Consider the following 14,568-nt stretch of genomic DNA (forward strand, 5'->3'; position numbering starts at 1 on the left):
TTTATGCAATTACCTTTGCCCGTGACGCTACCCATTGATAAGAACTTCGATAGTTTCGTGGGTGATGGTAATGAAGAAATAGTCACCCTGTTAACTGATATTGTCGATGCTTTGCCTAGCTGGCGCACCTCATCGTCATTGGGGCAGTTAGTCTCTCTTAAACTTCCCCTTGTTACCTTATTGGGCGCGAGCAGTACCGGTAAGAGCCATTTGCTATTTGCGGCATGCCACCAGCTGGCAAATAAACAAGTGAGTCATTTGTACCTAAACCTGAATGATTATCGCGCTTGGTCTCGTGATATTTTTGATGGGCTTGAAGGCCTATCTCTCATTGCACTAGACAATGTTCATGCGATTGCGGGCGATGCTGAATGGGAAGAAGCGTTATTTGATCTACTCAACAGAGTTGTTGAAACACAAGACACACTCGTACTGTGTACCAGTCATTTAGGCCCCTCAAACCCGTCCTACTTATTGCCTGATTTACGCTCCCGTTTAGCGTGGGGCGTTATCTATCATATCAACTCGCTTGATGATGGCGGACGAGAGCAAGCGGTTCGCTTGAGAGCGATAGAAAGAGGTTTAAAGTTATCCGACCAAGCTTTGAGCTTTCTTCTTCATCACAGCCAGCGTGATTTAAACAGCTTGATGACGCTACTTGGACGTCTTGATACACGTTCACTGCAGGAACAAAAGCGACTATCTGTCGCTATGGTTAAGCGAGAACTAGGAATTCAATAGCAATCGTTAACACTTATTGTGATGTGTCAGTCGCGCAGTAGGGCCCGTGATGGTGCGGCGCCCCCATTAATAAGTAGGCAAGTAAAGTATGCTACTTCTGTTGCTCGAAATACTCTTTTTCTTCCTGCATTTCTTCTTTTAGTTTCTTTATACCTAATCCTAGTTCGCGACCTCGTTTTCTTGCAAATGCTGCACAGCCAATAAACATTGTGGTGCACAGCACCAATTCAACGACGCCGTACCAACGCTCTGCCGGCACAGCATAAACTACTGTACAGGCGTGAATAAGATAAAAAAGCACAACGAAGTTAGCCCACGCATGGGTATAAGGTTTGCCCTTCAATACCCCGCGATACGGCAGTAGCAAAGGAAGTAGGTAAACTAGTACAATAAATGTAGGTGAGTATGTATGTACCTTGGTAAATGTGAACTGCCACAATGTGAGCCACACAATGAGTAAGGTGTGGCTAACGAGCGCTAAATAGCGAAAAAATCGCGTATCAGAGGCCATTATTATTCTCCGATTCTGTTGATGAGTTTAGTTTTTGGGCGAATGAAGCTAGGCGTTTTCCCTGCGCTATACACAACGACTTTTCATCATCGCTCAATTGATTTGAATCTTTTAGGTTGGAATGCGCCACGTGCGTAACGCCGTAAGGACTGCCACCGGTTGTGGTGGTATGAAGCTCAGGCTCACTGTAGGGCAAACCACATAGCACCATGCCATGGTGTAAAAGCGGGATCATCATGGAAAGCAGCGTAGACTCCTGACCACCATGCATGGAAGAGGATGAGGTAAATACACAGGCCGGTTTGTCAATGAGCGAGCCTTTGAGCCACAAATTACTGGTTGTGTCTAAAAAGTGTTTCATCGGCGCTGCCATATTGCCAAAACGGGTAGGGCTTCCCAGTGCAAGGGCGCTGCAATTTTCTAACTCTTTTAATGACACCATAGGCACATCCAGTTCAGATTCACCGGTCGCAATTACAGCGCTACCCTCCTCGACTTGCTCCTCAACTTTTAGGCCAGGCACAGTACGGACAATAACGGGAACATCGGTGGAGGTTATGCCTTGTGCAATGGCGTCAGCCAGGCGCTTAGTGCTTCCATGGCGACTGTAATAAAGAACAAGAACGGGTTTCACTATACTATTTCCAATACATTTTCAGGAGGGCGGCCAATGCGAGCACGCTCGCCATTTATCACAATAGGACGCTCAATTAACTTAGGTGTTGTGACCATGGCCTGCAGTAAGGTGTGGTCATCGTCAGCGTTGATTAAGTTTGCATCTTTGTATTCCGGCTCTTTTATACGCATCATCTGGCGAACCGATTCAACGTTAAGTTTTTTAAATACTGACGTTATTTCTTCTATGCTCATCGGTGTTTTTAAATATTCAATCACAGTGGGCGTAATGCCATTTTCTTCTAGCAATGCCAATGTTTGTCTGCTTTTAGAGCAACGCGGATTATGAATAATAGTGACTTGAGTCATGGATAGAACCTCACTTTAATATTTTGCGCAGACTATTGCGCTTTTGATTTTTGTTTTCAAGCAATATTCAGTGAGAAGGCGAAAAATGTTGAACGCCATTCAGGTTTCGTACTACTTTAACCATAATACGGTGCCTATAGAATGAATACAAAGCGCATCAAGGAATGTTGAACAGACCTTTTTAACTGAACAATATAACTCGCTATAAACCTGAAGAAGAATTTATGCAAAATAATGTTAAGCCAATTCATACAATAAAAACCGATAAGGCAAAGGCATATGCGCTAAAAAAATTAGGCTTGATCGTGATAACGATACTCGCGCTAGGCGCTGGTATATTCACCTATCAGTCGCAGCAGTTTGACTTTGAAACAGTCAATGGCGAAAGCTATCGGTGGGATGAATTAAAAGGGCAGTGGACCATAATTAACTATTTTGCGCCCTGGTGTGCACCCTGTTTACGGGAAATGCCAGAGTTAAATGCATTTAGTCAAAACTTACCTGAGGATACCTTACTTTTTGCCATAAACTACGACAGACAAACAAGCACTCAAATTACTGAGATGGCGGATAAATACACCATTGAAGTGCCTATAATTTTTGCATCTGAAAACACTGCACTTCCCATGGAAAAACCTCCCTATTTACCAGCTACATTTATCGTAGGCCCAAAAGGAACGGTGGTAGATACGATTATGGGTGAAGTATCAGAGCAAGAATTGAAAGAGCGGATCCACGCGCTAAAATTAGTGGCTAAGAAAAATATTTAAAGCCGCTCTAATCTGTCTTCCTGATCTCTAAACTGCTTTATGCGAGCGCGGATACGCTGCTTTTGCAAATGGTCATCGGCCGCAAAATTATAGGCATATTGCAGTTCGTCTACCGCTCTGTTGTATGCCCCGTAAAGCGCATAAACTTCCGCCTTACTTTGATGCATCTGAGAGAAGCGTTTGGCTTTTTGATATGCCTCACTCATCATTTGATAGGCCACTTGATAATCTTTCTTCACTAGCAAAAAATCTTTTAACAGTATAATAGCGTCATCGTATTGCTGAGCGCTGATGAGGGCATTCGCCTGATTAAGGGCCAACACTTGATTTCGTGGGTTATGCGTAACGTGTGGCTTGAGCATTTCTACAGCCTTTAGCGGCTCGCCAAGAGCAATATGTATATCTGTTGCCGCGTCTAGGTAGAAAAGGTTGGTAGGGTCTTTCTCTAACAGCTCGTCAACTATCTTTTTAGCTTTCACGTTTTCTTCATTCCGCATATAGGCAAGGGTAAGCCCATATAAAGAGGCTTCTCTGCTGCGCTGGGCTTGTTGGTCCACCGCTGCCTGATAATATTCAATTGCGTAATCTTTATCGAAAGAATAACGGGACTTTATTCGCGCCTTTGCTAATTCAAACTGCTTATTAATAGGTAAATAACGTCTTGGATAATCATTGGCGCGGCTTCGAGCGTCAGCAATACGGGTTTCAGTTAAGGGGTGAGTTAATAACCTAGCTGGAGGTCGTGAAACCATTCTGTATTCTTCTGCCATGGTCGAGAAGAAGCTGGCGGCCCCTTTAGGGTCAAAGCCAGCTCTAGCGAGCATTGCGATACCAATTCGGTCGGCTTCTTGCTCGTTAGACCTTGTGTAATCTATTTGCAACTGAGCTGACGCTGCCGAGCCTGCCTGCATTGCAGCCATACCAGCTTGAGGGTTGGCTATGGCAATAAGTACACCACCTATTAATGAGGCAAGGGCCAACGGTGAGGCTCGTTTTTGTGCCTGCATTCTGCGCGCGATGTGGCGTTGTGTAACGTGGGAAATTTCATGAGCAAGTACCGAGGCAAGTTCACTCTCGTTGTCGGCTCGACGCATTAAACCTGCATGAACTCCGATATGACCACCAAAGAATGCAAACGCATTGATGGCATCGTTGTTAACCCAGAAAAATTGAAAGGGGAATTTGGCATTATCCGCATGTACAACAAGGCGATTACCCAAATCTTGTAAATATTCATCTAATACCGGATCGGCTATAATTGGACTTTGGCCGCGCATTTGACGCATTACCGCGTCACCAATGATCATCTCTTTATCAAGGGAAATGGCGTCTGACGCAACCACTCCTATCTCGGGTAACGTATTTTTATTGCTGTATTTCATATCTTGGGCAACAGCAGATAAGCTGAGGATAAGAGCGCAAGAAAGAATAATAAACGGCGCAGATAATTTTTTTCTCATGAACCTACAAGTGTACCAATGTTGTTTTCTGTCCAGTTAGAACCACAAGTGTTTAAACAGTTTCATTTTTCTTCGAATATTTCACTAATAGTTGCCACTGTCATTGTGCACCATGTGCTACGTTATTGCCACATATGCACATGGTGCATAATTAGGTATGTGTAGTAGTTCGCCATCCCCTTTGACTGGAAAAGCACTGCTGAATAGAACTTGCACCAGGGGTGCGAGCGTCAAAGGGCCTGCGTCAAAGAAATTTTCAGCAATAACGGTGTCATTCACAACGAACTGCGGAATAAGTATTCGACTAAAACATTTTTTTCGGCGCAAAGTAGTAACATCCACCTTTCATACGTGAGAAATGTCATACCAGTTTGATTTAAAAAGATTCTTATCTACTACTTATTGCTAATTTGCTATCCGATAAACTATGATGCGTGTCCTATTCTATGTATTTTCTGGATATTGATATGATTAGCGTGTTTGGTCGATGGTACCGACGCAAATTTTCCGATCCTGATGCAGCAATGCTGCTCATTTTAATTTTACTTAGCACTGCGGTTCTTTTGCTGTGGGGCGAATTGATAATGCCTGTTTTGGTAGCGGCGGTTATAGCATATCTTCTCGACTGGCCTGTTACTCGATTAATAAAGTTGGGAGTAGGAAGGGGGATTGCGTGCGGCGTTGTTCTTCTGGGGTTTATTACTATCACTATTCTTACGCTTATTGGTCTTGTACCTATTATTTCCAAGCAAAGCGTTAATCTGATTCAAGAGACACCACTCATTTGGCAAAAAGCGCAGGAGTGGATCCTTACCTTGCCTGATAAATATCCAGATTATGTGCAGGTTTACCAAATTCACCAAATGATGGAAGGGCTCAACGACAAGCTCGTAGAAGTTGGAGAAACGCTGATTTCCGTATCGTTTAGTAATATCGCCAATGTAGCTGCACTTTTGGTATATATGGTACTTGTACCCTTAATGATATTTTTCATGTTAAAAGACAAGATGTTTTTTTTAGACAGTATTTCTAGGCTGCTTCCTAAGGAGAGACGACTAATTACCCAAGTGGGTCACGAAATGAATTCACAAATCGCTAATTATATTCGTGGCAAGGTCATTGAAATTGTCATTGTAGGTGTTATTAGTTGCGTCACGTTTGTTTTAATGGACTTGCGCTATGCCATCTTGTTGGGTGTGCTTGTTGGGCTTTCTGTGTTAATTCCTTACATCGGTGCTGCTGTCGTTACTATACCCGTAGCTATTGTTGCTATGTTTCAGTGGGGTATTAGTCCTGAGTTTTGGTATCTTATGCTTGCCTACGGAGTAATACAGGGACTAGATGGAAACCTGTTGGTACCGCTTTTATTCTCCGAAGCGGTAAGTCTTCACCCTCTCTATATTATCATTGCCGTTTTAGTATTTGGCGGACTGTGGGGGTTCTGGGGCGTGTTTTTTGCAATTCCACTTGCAACGCTTGTGAAGGCAGTTATTACGGCGTGGTCTAGCAACCCAGTGAAAGAAATGCCAGAAACTGCATAACCGTCATAATAGATCAGCATTGATACGAAAAAGCCCCGTTGTGTCCAGGGCTTTTTCAATTGGCGCTTTTTTACTGTCGTACAGCGTTGTTAGGCATTTAGCACTGTCTTTATGAGCAACTAGCCATTATTTAAATGCTCTAGCACGACAATATGATGCTCTTTTGTTTTGAATTTATTGAAGACGTGTTCAATTGTGCCTTCTTCATTAATTAAAAATGTTAGCCTGTGTATGCCGTCATATTCTTTTCCCATAAACTTCTTTAAACCCCAAACACCGAAATCGTCTGCCACAGCGTGATCCTCGTCTGATAATAAGGTGAAGTTCAGACTCTCTTTCTCAATAAACTTCGGCAAGCGTTTTACTGCATCAGGGCTAATACCTAATACCACAACGTTTTTCGCTTCAAGTTCATTTTGAATATCACGAAGGCCTTGAGCTTGTACCGTGCAGCCAGGCGTCATCGCTTTAGGGTAAAAATAAACTAGCACTTTTTTACCCGCAAAATCGGTTAAAGAAACCGTCTTGCCATGTTGATCTAAGAGAGAGAACTGGGGTGCTTTATCACCAGCTTGTAGTGTTTTCATTAGGATCCTTTTTCTGTTTGTCTACTACTTTGCCTGTAACATTTAACGAGGCGAATAGGGTCATTAGATCAGACTCTAATTGTTCAACGCTTTCAGATGTGGGAATAGATACCACGAATTTACACTGCATAACGTTATGGTCTAATTCTTTGAATGTACGTTGTCGAAAAGCACTTATTATCGCGTCTCGCGCGGCAAAAAAGCCGGTGACTGACTGAATTAATCCCGCTGCATCTTGGCCACTAAATTCAACATTGAGCAAATTTGCGAGATTTTGTTTTTCATGGTGACTTGTTCGCTTCATCATTGATAGCAAACCTAAACGCTGTATAACCGCAGGCAATGTACATTCTGCTTTTGTAATCGCGCTTTGGCTTCCCTCAATAATCATGGTGAGAGAAAACTCTCTTCCATAGACTGCTTGTCGACTATCGAGAATATTGCACTGGGCCTGCGAAACTGCGGTGGCTATTTCGCTTAGAATGCCGCTCTTATCTGTACCTAAAAGTGTAACGATTAGTTGGTGTTTAGACATCAAATTCACTTTAAACCTAGCAATGGCGGGATGTTAGCATAGAGTTTTTTGTTAAGTTAGTGCCTTTTTGGCGTCATTGCATAAGTTATTGTCAAATTCTTGTCTATTTACCCGCGCAACCGCTTGTGTTTGCGCACTGAGATAATTAACATGTGCGCTCACATTTTGCGGAGAGATTATGTTTACTGGTAGTTACGTCGCACTCGTCACACCCATGTTCGAAAATGGCGATATAGATTATAAGTCTTTAGAGAAACTGATTAAGTTTCATATAGAACAAGGAACCCACGGGATTGTTTCAGTAGGAACAACCGGTGAATCAGCGACACTTCCCTTTGACGAACACGTAAATGTGGTTAAAGAAACGGTAGCAATGGCGTCTGGTGCCATTCCTATTATCGCCGGTAGTGGAGCAAACTCCACAGCAGAGGCGATTTTCCTAACAGAACAGCTTGGCGCAGTCGGTGTAGACGGTTTTTTAAGTGTCGTCCCGTATTACAACAAGCCCCAGCAACGGGGTATGGTGGCGCACTTCAATGCGATTGCCGATGCCAGCGAACAGCCTGTTATTTTATACAATGTGCCAGGCAGAACCGTTGCCGATATGTTGCCTGAGACGGTTGCAGAGCTTGCCGTACACAAAAATATCGTTGGATTAAAAGATGCCACAGGTGATATATCTCGCTTAAAAGAAACTCTGCCGTTAGTACCTTCAGATTTTGTCATTTTAAGTGGTGATGATGGCACGAGCAGTCAATTTATGTGTGAAGGTGGGCACGGGGTCATTTCAGTAACCGCCAACATTACGCCCAAGGCTATTTCACAAATGTGTGAGGCGGCGCTTAATAAAGATTTCGATAAATGCCGTGACATTGATAAAACGATAGAACTGCTTCACAGCGAACTTTTTATTGAGCCAAACCCTGTAATGCCAAAGTGGGCATTATATAAAATGGGCATGATGGAAAGCGCTGTTATGCGCTTACCAATGGTATTACCGGAACTATCAAGCCAAAAACGTATCGAAGAACTATTACAAAAATACGCATTGATTTCTGGTTAATTAAGGAACACAGATGAATAAAACGCTGGCTATAGCAAGTTCAGTAGCAATTGTTGCACTTGCCGGTTGTACAAGCCAAATAGATAGAAAGACTGCGTCAGGCAGTTATAAATATCTAAAAACAGAAAAACAAGAAGAGCTCAAAATACCATCCGATTTAGACAAACCGGCTTTTTCTCGTGAGTTTGCACTTCCCGAACTTGGTGATGGGGTGAACGAAGAGCTGGTAGGGAAAACACTACCAGTACAATCACCTGCGTTGGTTTTACCTTTAGTCTCGGGCTCTCATATTGAAGAGGGAACGAACACAGCAACGATTTGGTTTGACCAAGTTGATGACAGTCAGCCTCTTAGCGAAGCGATTTGGAACTCGTTGCTTAGTTACCTTGATGAAAACGGTATCGGCGTTGATTCCTTCGACCCTGAAGCGCGCGTACTTATTACCGATTGGATGGTAGTGAAGCAAGATATAGATGGCCCATGGTATAGTATCCTTGACGAAGAAAGTGAAATCGGCCGACGATTCGAATTCAACCTAAACGTTAAGCCACACGGGCGAAGCGCTGCGCTTAGTGTAGACTTAAAAGACTATATGAAGTCTATCGGTAATGACGTTACTGCACAGGTGACTGAGTTAGATGAACGCCGTGAAGAAGTGAGTGTTCTAAACCAAGTTGTTGGGCATTACGAATATCAAATTCGCTTAGAGCAGACCCGTCGCATAGCGCGCATTCGTAAGGGTATTCAAACTGAGATGGGCTTTAACGCCGATGGCGAGCCGGCTTATGTGGTTGAATCTCAGTACGACATTGTGTGGCCTCGCATGTTACTAGTGCTGCGCAAACTTGGCTTCAACGTAAAAGATTTGGATAAATCTAACGGTTTATTATTTGTTACCTATAGCGGTCCACAAGGCGACTGGTGGAATGATTTATTTTCAAGCGATGAGAAGTTACTCGATAAGGGCGACTATCGTTTGAAAGTGGCAAAAGCAGGTGACTCGAGAACGTCTGTAACCTTTATGGATAATGAGAGCACCCCGTTTGAAGCCAATCAGGTTTCCGACCTTTACGAAGCATTTGCTGAGGTCATGTCAGAAGATAATCTTGATATATAACTGAGACTGAGAATGGAAAAACGCGAAGAGCTTTACCGTGGTAAAGCAAAAACGGTTTACTACACCGATGACAGCGAAAAGCTGATATTGCACTTTCGAAACGATACATCAGCGTTTGACGGTGAAAAAATTGAGCAGCTCGACCGCAAAGGCGAGGTGAATAACAAGTTTAATCATTTTATTATGAACAAGCTTGAAGATGCCGGAATTGCTACGCAAGTAGAGGCCCTTGTATCTGACACTGAATCGCTGGTGAAAAAGCTTGATATGATCCCGGTTGAATGCGTCGTGAGAAACCTCTCAGCGGGCTCTCTTGTGCGCCGACTTGGTGTTGAAGAAGGCCAAACGCTCAATCCACCGATTTTTGAGTTTTTCCTTAAAAATGATGCGCTCCACGATCCTATGGTGAATGATTTTCATATCATCTCATTTGGTTGGGCGACAGAGTCTCAGATTAGTGAAATGAAAGCGTTAACGTTTAAAGTAAACAATGTGCTTAAGGCATTGTTCGACGACGCTGGCATGTTGTTGGTTGATTACAAACTCGAGTTTGGTGTGGACAGCGACGGTAATATTGTTCTCGGTGATGAGTTCACTCCTGATGGTTGCCGTTTGTGGGACAAAGAGACTCGCAAGAAAATGGATAAAGACAGGTTTCGACAAGGGCTAGGCTCGGTAGTCGAAACCTACATCGAAGTAGCTGAACGCTTGGGTTTATCATTGTAGTAACTCATCGTTAAACGTTTTAGCAAAGAGGACCTGGCATGGTCCTCTTTTTGTTTTAAATGGCGAAAAGCTTAGTGTTTGTGGCGCTAGTAATGAATAGGCATTCACTGAGACTGCCTTAACGGAGAGTGTATTTTGTTTAAATCGGTGCTGCTCGTTATTACCGCGATGGTAGCTTTTGCTGCAAATTCATTGCTTTGCCGTATGGCGTTAGTTAATACCAATATCGACCCCAGCTCTTTTACCATTATCCGGCTGTTAAGTGGCGCTGTTAGTCTTCTTGTTCTTTCAATAGTGTTCTACGTTTCTCAATCAAGGTCACAAGCACCCAAAGGGCTCATTGCTTCGATAAAGCAAAACGCTAGTGTTGGTGGAGGCATTGCGTTATTCGCCTATGCACTGTGCTTTTCATTTGCCTATATTTCAATGGCAACAGGCACTGGTGCACTGCTCCTTTTTGGCACAGTGCAAGTAACCATGATCGCAGTGGGCCTTATAAAAGGGGAGAGGTTTACACCGTCACAGTGGCTTGGCTTCTCCTTTGCAATAATCGGGTTATTCATATTACTGCTACCAAGCAGCAGCGCGCCCTCAATGCTTTCCGCTATCTTAATGATACTAGCGGGCTTTGCATGGGGAGCCTATTCTTTGATTGGAAAAAGGGCAACGTCGCCCCTGTTTGCGAGTGCTGGGAATTTTGTTATTGCCTCTGCGCTCTGTGTACCACTTGCGGCAACTGTACTTCTAACAAATACGAATACTAATATAGACTCAACAGGCAGCATATATGCGCTTGCATCAGGCATGCTCGCATCTGGCGCCGGTTATGCTATTTGGTATGCGGCCTTACCCTTAATAAAGTCTACTACCGCCGCTACTGTTCAATTAAGTGTTCCTATCATTGCAACATTTATGGGGTGGGCCATTTTAAAAGAATCATTAAACATAACGATTATCGTTGCCTCATGTGCCACATTAGGCGGTATTCTATTGGTGATTAGACAGAGAAATTAACAATTTAAAGTCGGATCTCACTGTGCTTTCTGCAGTGAAAGCTTGTTAGTAACAAACAACAAGACCTGAGTTTTTGAGTGAAAAAACGATAAAATTTGAATAAACGAGAAACTTTCTCACCAATTTTCGTTTCTCTGTGTTACGTTCATATGCGAGTTCAGCTATATTTTCATTAGACGTTGTACAAGCTGAGGGGTAGATTGGCCTTTTTCAACCATGTTTCACAAACGGACGTTGGCCTATCAAGGCATCATCTTAGATACACAAAGTCGTACTATCTATTAGCGTTAGGAGAGATTTTGACCAGCTCAGTATTGCCGCCAAACGAACAAGCGCGAATAGAGGCCCTACGTAGCTTAGAGATATTGGACACCTCTCCAGAAGAACGGTTTGATAGAATTACGCGTCTGGCCGCGCAGTTATTTTCCTGTGAATTTGCATCCATTTCTCTAATAGACTCAACACGACAATGGTTTAAATCGAAAGTTAACTTTGATGTTGATGAAACATCACGGGATATCGCCTTTTGTGCCCATGCTATTTTAGAAACCGATGCGTTAGTTGTACAAGATACGCATGAAGACAAACGCTTCTCCTCAAACCCCTTTGTGGTGGAAGACCCTCACATACGCTTCTATGCGGGGATAAAACTTATGGTTGAGGGGCAGGCCGTTGGAACCGTTTGTGTTTTTGATACTACTCCGAGAACTTTTTCTTCGCAGCAGCTCAAGTTCCTTAAAGATTTAGGTAAATTGGTTGAACTAGAGCTAAAGCGAACCGATCTTTCCTTACTCTCTCAAGAGCTCGATATAAAGCAACAAGAGCTTATTGAATCGCAAAAACTATTGCGGGTGCGCAGTACAATCCTCGAAAAAGTGGTTAATACAGAGCCGCTCACTTTTATGCTTGAAAATATCGTCGCTGCCGTTGAAAAAGAATATATAGGGCAGATTTGTAGCATTCTTTTATTAAAGGGTAACCAATTAAGATTAGGCGCGGCGCCTTCATTGCCACAGTTTTATAACGATTTAATAGATGGTGTTGAAATTGGCCTTGGGCAGGGCGCCTGCGGCACAGCGGCTTTCATTAATGAAAGAGTCATTACAGAGGATTTACGTACCCACAGTTACTGGACATCTTGGCGTGACGCGGCTAAGCAGGCTGAATTAGGTGCTTGTTGGTCACAACCAATTTGTGGTTCAGATGGAAAGGTCCTAGGTACCTTTGCTATCTACCACAAAGAAGCGGGCGCCCCATCAGATGAGGACATTACGCGCATAGAGTATTTTGCCCATGTAGCGAGCATTGCTATAGAGCGAGATAGGGCCGATGAAATTATTTGGCGTCAGGCTAACTACGATAGTTTAACTGGGTTACCAAACCGTCATTTTATGGAAGACAACCTGTTACACGCTTTACGTTCGGCTGAACGCCTTTCTTCGAAGGTTGCAGTGATGTTTCTCGATTTAGATCATTTTAAAGACATTAACGACACCATGGGACATGGTGTTGGTGACGAGTTACTGGTTCATTGTGCTCGACGCATTGAGGGTTGTTTAAGGCAAAATGACAGTGTTGCTCGGTTAGGCGGCGATGAATTCGTCATCATCATCAACAATTTTGACGATGTTAAACATGTTGAGCGAGTGACCCAAGATTTACTGTCGTCACTGTCTAAACCACTGACTATCGAGAACGAGATTATTCACACCAGCGCCAGTATTGGTATAACACTCTATCCCGATGATGCGCAAGACGTAAGTAGTCTGCTTAAAAATGCCGACCAAGCCATGTTTCGCGTAAAGGCAAGTGGTAGAAATAGCTATGAGTTTTACACGGACAGTATGCGCGAGGCAGCTGTTAAAAGGTTGGGGCTGCTAAATGATTTGCGCTATGCCACGCAAAACGATGAGTTTTTTATTGAATATCAACCTATTGTGGCATTAGACAGTGGCGACATTCACAAAGGGGAAGCGCTAATTAGGTGGAATCATCCCAAACGAGGACTGATAAGGCCTGATGATTTTATTCCGCTAGCTGAAGAGTCAGGTTTAATTATTGAAATAAGCAACTGGGTTTTTTCTCAAGTATGCGACGACATAAATCGTTGGAGAAAGTCTTATTGCAGAGACTTACAGTTAAGCATTAATACATCAGCGAGCCATTATTTTAGTTCAGAGCCCAATATTATGGAGTGGATGACTGCACTATTGCAGACCAACACACCATCAAGTGCTTTGTTAATTGAAATTACCGAAAGCTTGTTAATGGACGCTGATGAAAGAGTCTCACAAAAGCTATTTCAGTTCCGCCAGGCTGGAGTAAGCATTGCGCTAGATGACTTTGGTACTGGGTACTCCTCCATTTCCTATCTTAAGAAATTTCCCACCGATTATATAAAAATAGACAGAAGCTTTGTTAATTCGATGACAGAAGTTAGCAACGACAAAATTCTTTGCGAGGCCATTATTGTTATGGCGAAAAAACTCGGTATTCAGGTGGTTGCAGAGGGCATTGAAACAAGTGAACAGCTCAACATATTAAAGGGTATGGGGTGTGAATACGGTCAAGGCTATTACTTTTCAAAACCAGTCAGTAAGTCGCAATTCGAATCTATACTCATGGATCAAAAGGAAGAACAAAAGTAAAAAAAGTCTCAGTGCTTAGCTAATCATAAAAGGGACAGGCTTTGAATTGACCTCGTTTAATTGTCATAGCTCATATTATACTGACAGCCTCGTTGAATAAATTCTGGCTTCAACTGAAGTGAACTATGATTTGTTCCTATGTCGCCTAGGCGATAGTCGTCATTTGACCTTGAGTTCAATCAAAGAGCAGAGCTTTGCGTTTTTAGTTAGACAATAGAAAGAACAAGAGCCGCAATTTTGCGGCTCTTGTCACTTAGTATTGAAACTAAATCCCCTCCGGAAAAAGTGATTCTTTTGTTACAACCTGTATACTTTCGATAACGTAGCGAACGTCGTCATCTAGTTTTTCATTTTTAAGGGCCAACGCTCGGTTACGCTCAAATAGTTCAGTGTGGCTTTTCAGCCGTTTACCCATTTTTCTCCATGCCTGAACTCTGGCTTCGTACGGCCATGCTTCAAGTTCAATGGGGTGAGAGTCTAACTGAGTTAAGAGCATTGTCGCAGCTGTAGCCATCGACATCCCACCTGGCCAATTTGGATTTTGGTTTTCCGGATCAAAGGATACAAAGGCCGTCATCATAGGGCCATACGTTTTAAGCCAGTCGTAGTATTTGTTGAAGGCTTTTTCATCGTATTCTTCAACATCAAAGTTGTAAGACTTGCGATCAGAAACCGTGACTCTAGACGGCGTGTTATCCACATAAACAGCTGTGGTTGTCGTTGAGGTAGTTATCGCAGGGGCATCGGTGGCGACTGGCATAGTATCATCTACCCCTCCTACAGTTAATCTTCCGCCTTTGCCTAGTCCTCCCTCTACTTCTTGGGCCTTGATTATTCCTCTTCACGATCAATTCCTCTGATAAAGATAAGA

The 14,568-nt window shown here is 43.2% G+C and carries 15 protein-coding genes; 8 read left to right on the forward strand and 7 right to left on the reverse strand.

The genetic code is table 11. The features are described from left to right. Positions 1-3: 3 nt before the first annotated feature. Entirely contained in the window at positions 4-741 is a 738-nt protein-coding gene (gene hda, locus O9X84_RS10370) for a DnaA regulatory inactivator Hda (RefSeq protein ID WP_269519680.1), read from the forward strand. 91 nt (positions 742-832) lie between these two features. On the opposite strand, the gene O9X84_RS10375 is transcribed toward hda, so the two are convergent. The 3 genes from O9X84_RS10375 to arsC are packed head-to-tail and all read right to left on the reverse strand — an operon-like array spanning position 833 to position 2,236. After that, entirely contained in the window at positions 833-1,252 is a 420-nt protein-coding gene (locus O9X84_RS10375) for a DUF2069 domain-containing protein (RefSeq protein ID WP_269519681.1), read from the reverse strand. Continuing rightward, entirely contained in the window at positions 1,242-1,886 is a 645-nt protein-coding gene (gene wrbA, locus O9X84_RS10380) for an NAD(P)H:quinone oxidoreductase (protein ID WP_269519682.1), read from the reverse strand. Before wrbA ends, O9X84_RS10375 begins: the two co-directional genes overlap by 11 nt. Beyond that, complete coding sequence (gene arsC, locus O9X84_RS10385; protein WP_269519683.1) at positions 1,886-2,236, reverse strand: arsenate reductase (glutaredoxin); 351 nt, start codon at positions 2,234-2,236, stop codon at positions 1,886-1,888. Before arsC ends, wrbA begins: the two co-directional genes overlap by 1 nt. Before the next feature lie 224 nt (positions 2,237-2,460). Here arsC and O9X84_RS10390 point away from each other — a divergent pair, with 224 nt between their 5' ends. Next, positions 2,461-3,006: a TlpA family protein disulfide reductase gene (locus O9X84_RS10390; RefSeq protein WP_269519684.1), complete on the forward strand. Its 546-nt coding sequence runs from the start codon at positions 2,461-2,463 to the stop codon at positions 3,004-3,006. Here O9X84_RS10390 and O9X84_RS10395 read toward each other — a convergent pair. Then, on the reverse strand, positions 3,003-4,466 hold the full coding sequence (locus O9X84_RS10395; protein ID WP_269519685.1) for a M48 family metalloprotease: 1,464 nt from the start codon (positions 4,464-4,466) through the stop codon (positions 3,003-3,005). The two genes, O9X84_RS10390 and O9X84_RS10395, sit on opposite strands and share 4 nt — an antisense overlap. Before the next feature lie 467 nt (positions 4,467-4,933). Here O9X84_RS10395 and O9X84_RS10400 point away from each other — a divergent pair, with 467 nt between their 5' ends. After that, the gene (locus O9X84_RS10400; RefSeq protein WP_269519686.1) at positions 4,934-6,007 is read left to right on the forward strand and encodes an AI-2E family transporter; all 1,074 of its coding nucleotides are present in this window, start codon (positions 4,934-4,936) and stop codon (positions 6,005-6,007) included. 119 nt (positions 6,008-6,126) lie between these two features. On the opposite strand, the gene bcp is transcribed toward O9X84_RS10400, so the two are convergent. Then, the gene (gene bcp, locus O9X84_RS10405) at positions 6,127-6,594 is read right to left on the reverse strand and encodes a thioredoxin-dependent thiol peroxidase (protein WP_269519687.1); all 468 of its coding nucleotides are present in this window, start codon (positions 6,592-6,594) and stop codon (positions 6,127-6,129) included. Continuing rightward, complete coding sequence (locus tag O9X84_RS10410) at positions 6,572-7,129, reverse strand: glycine cleavage system protein R (RefSeq protein ID WP_269519688.1); 558 nt, start codon at positions 7,127-7,129, stop codon at positions 6,572-6,574. Before O9X84_RS10410 ends, bcp begins: the two co-directional genes overlap by 23 nt. Before the next feature lie 178 nt (positions 7,130-7,307). Here O9X84_RS10410 and dapA point away from each other — a divergent pair, with 178 nt between their 5' ends. The 5 genes from dapA to O9X84_RS10435 all read left to right on the forward strand — a co-directional run bounded on the left by dapA (position 7,308) and on the right by O9X84_RS10435 (position 13,697). After that, complete coding sequence (gene dapA, locus O9X84_RS10415; RefSeq protein ID WP_269519689.1) at positions 7,308-8,192, forward strand: 4-hydroxy-tetrahydrodipicolinate synthase; 885 nt, start codon at positions 7,308-7,310, stop codon at positions 8,190-8,192. A 13-nt stretch (positions 8,193-8,205) separates the two neighbouring features. Then, entirely contained in the window at positions 8,206-9,309 is a 1,104-nt protein-coding gene (gene bamC, locus O9X84_RS10420) for an outer membrane protein assembly factor BamC (RefSeq protein WP_269519690.1), read from the forward strand. A gap of 12 nt (positions 9,310-9,321) precedes the next feature. Further along, a complete protein-coding gene (gene purC / locus O9X84_RS10425; protein ID WP_269519691.1) occupies positions 9,322-10,035 on the forward strand; it encodes a phosphoribosylaminoimidazolesuccinocarboxamide synthase in 714 nt (237 codons plus the stop codon). Positions 10,036-10,170: 135 nt separating this feature from the next. Next, positions 10,171-11,049: a DMT family transporter gene (locus O9X84_RS10430; protein ID WP_269519693.1), complete on the forward strand. Its 879-nt coding sequence runs from the start codon at positions 10,171-10,173 to the stop codon at positions 11,047-11,049. Between the two features lie 299 nt (positions 11,050-11,348). After that, positions 11,349-13,697 (forward strand): sensor domain-containing phosphodiesterase, encoded by a 2,349-nt coding sequence (locus O9X84_RS10435; protein WP_269519694.1) that lies wholly within the window; start codon positions 11,349-11,351, stop codon positions 13,695-13,697. 265 nt (positions 13,698-13,962) lie between these two features. Here O9X84_RS10435 and O9X84_RS10440 read toward each other — a convergent pair whose 3' ends face one another. Further along, positions 13,963-14,457: a hypothetical protein gene (locus O9X84_RS10440; protein ID WP_269519696.1), complete on the reverse strand. Its 495-nt coding sequence runs from the start codon at positions 14,455-14,457 to the stop codon at positions 13,963-13,965. Positions 14,458-14,568 lie beyond the last annotated feature (111 nt).

This window comes from Alteromonas sp. BMJM2, from assembly GCF_027257845.1.
GTDB lineage: Bacteria > Pseudomonadota > Gammaproteobacteria > Enterobacterales > Alteromonadaceae > Alteromonas.

What these genes read in the sequence shown, in the direction of transcription:
- O9X84_RS10395 (WP_269519685.1), bottom strand. Translation starts at nt 4,466, where the DNA reads ATGAGAAAAAAATTATCTGCGCCGTTTATTATTCTTTCTTGCGCTCTT.
- dapA (WP_269519689.1), top strand. Translation starts at nt 7,308, where the DNA reads ATGTTTACTGGTAGTTACGTCGCACTCGTCACACCCATGTTCGAAAAT.
- O9X84_RS10410 (WP_269519688.1), bottom strand. Translation starts at nt 7,129, where the DNA reads ATGTCTAAACACCAACTAATCGTTACACTTTTAGGTACAGATAAGAGC.
- hda (WP_269519680.1), top strand. Translation starts at nt 4, where the DNA reads ATGCAATTACCTTTGCCCGTGACGCTACCCATTGATAAGAACTTCGAT.
- O9X84_RS10375 (WP_269519681.1), bottom strand. Translation starts at nt 1,252, where the DNA reads ATGGCCTCTGATACGCGATTTTTTCGCTATTTAGCGCTCGTTAGCCAC.
- O9X84_RS10390 (WP_269519684.1), top strand. Translation starts at nt 2,461, where the DNA reads ATGCAAAATAATGTTAAGCCAATTCATACAATAAAAACCGATAAGGCA.
- bamC (WP_269519690.1), top strand. Translation starts at nt 8,206, where the DNA reads ATGAATAAAACGCTGGCTATAGCAAGTTCAGTAGCAATTGTTGCACTT.
- arsC (WP_269519683.1), bottom strand. Translation starts at nt 2,236, where the DNA reads ATGACTCAAGTCACTATTATTCATAATCCGCGTTGCTCTAAAAGCAGA.
- purC (WP_269519691.1), top strand. Translation starts at nt 9,322, where the DNA reads ATGGAAAAACGCGAAGAGCTTTACCGTGGTAAAGCAAAAACGGTTTAC.
- bcp (WP_269519687.1), bottom strand. Translation starts at nt 6,594, where the DNA reads ATGAAAACACTACAAGCTGGTGATAAAGCACCCCAGTTCTCTCTCTTA.
- O9X84_RS10440 (WP_269519696.1), bottom strand. Translation starts at nt 14,457, where the DNA reads ATGCCAGTCGCCACCGATGCCCCTGCGATAACTACCTCAACGACAACC.
- O9X84_RS10400 (WP_269519686.1), top strand. Translation starts at nt 4,934, where the DNA reads ATGATTAGCGTGTTTGGTCGATGGTACCGACGCAAATTTTCCGATCCT.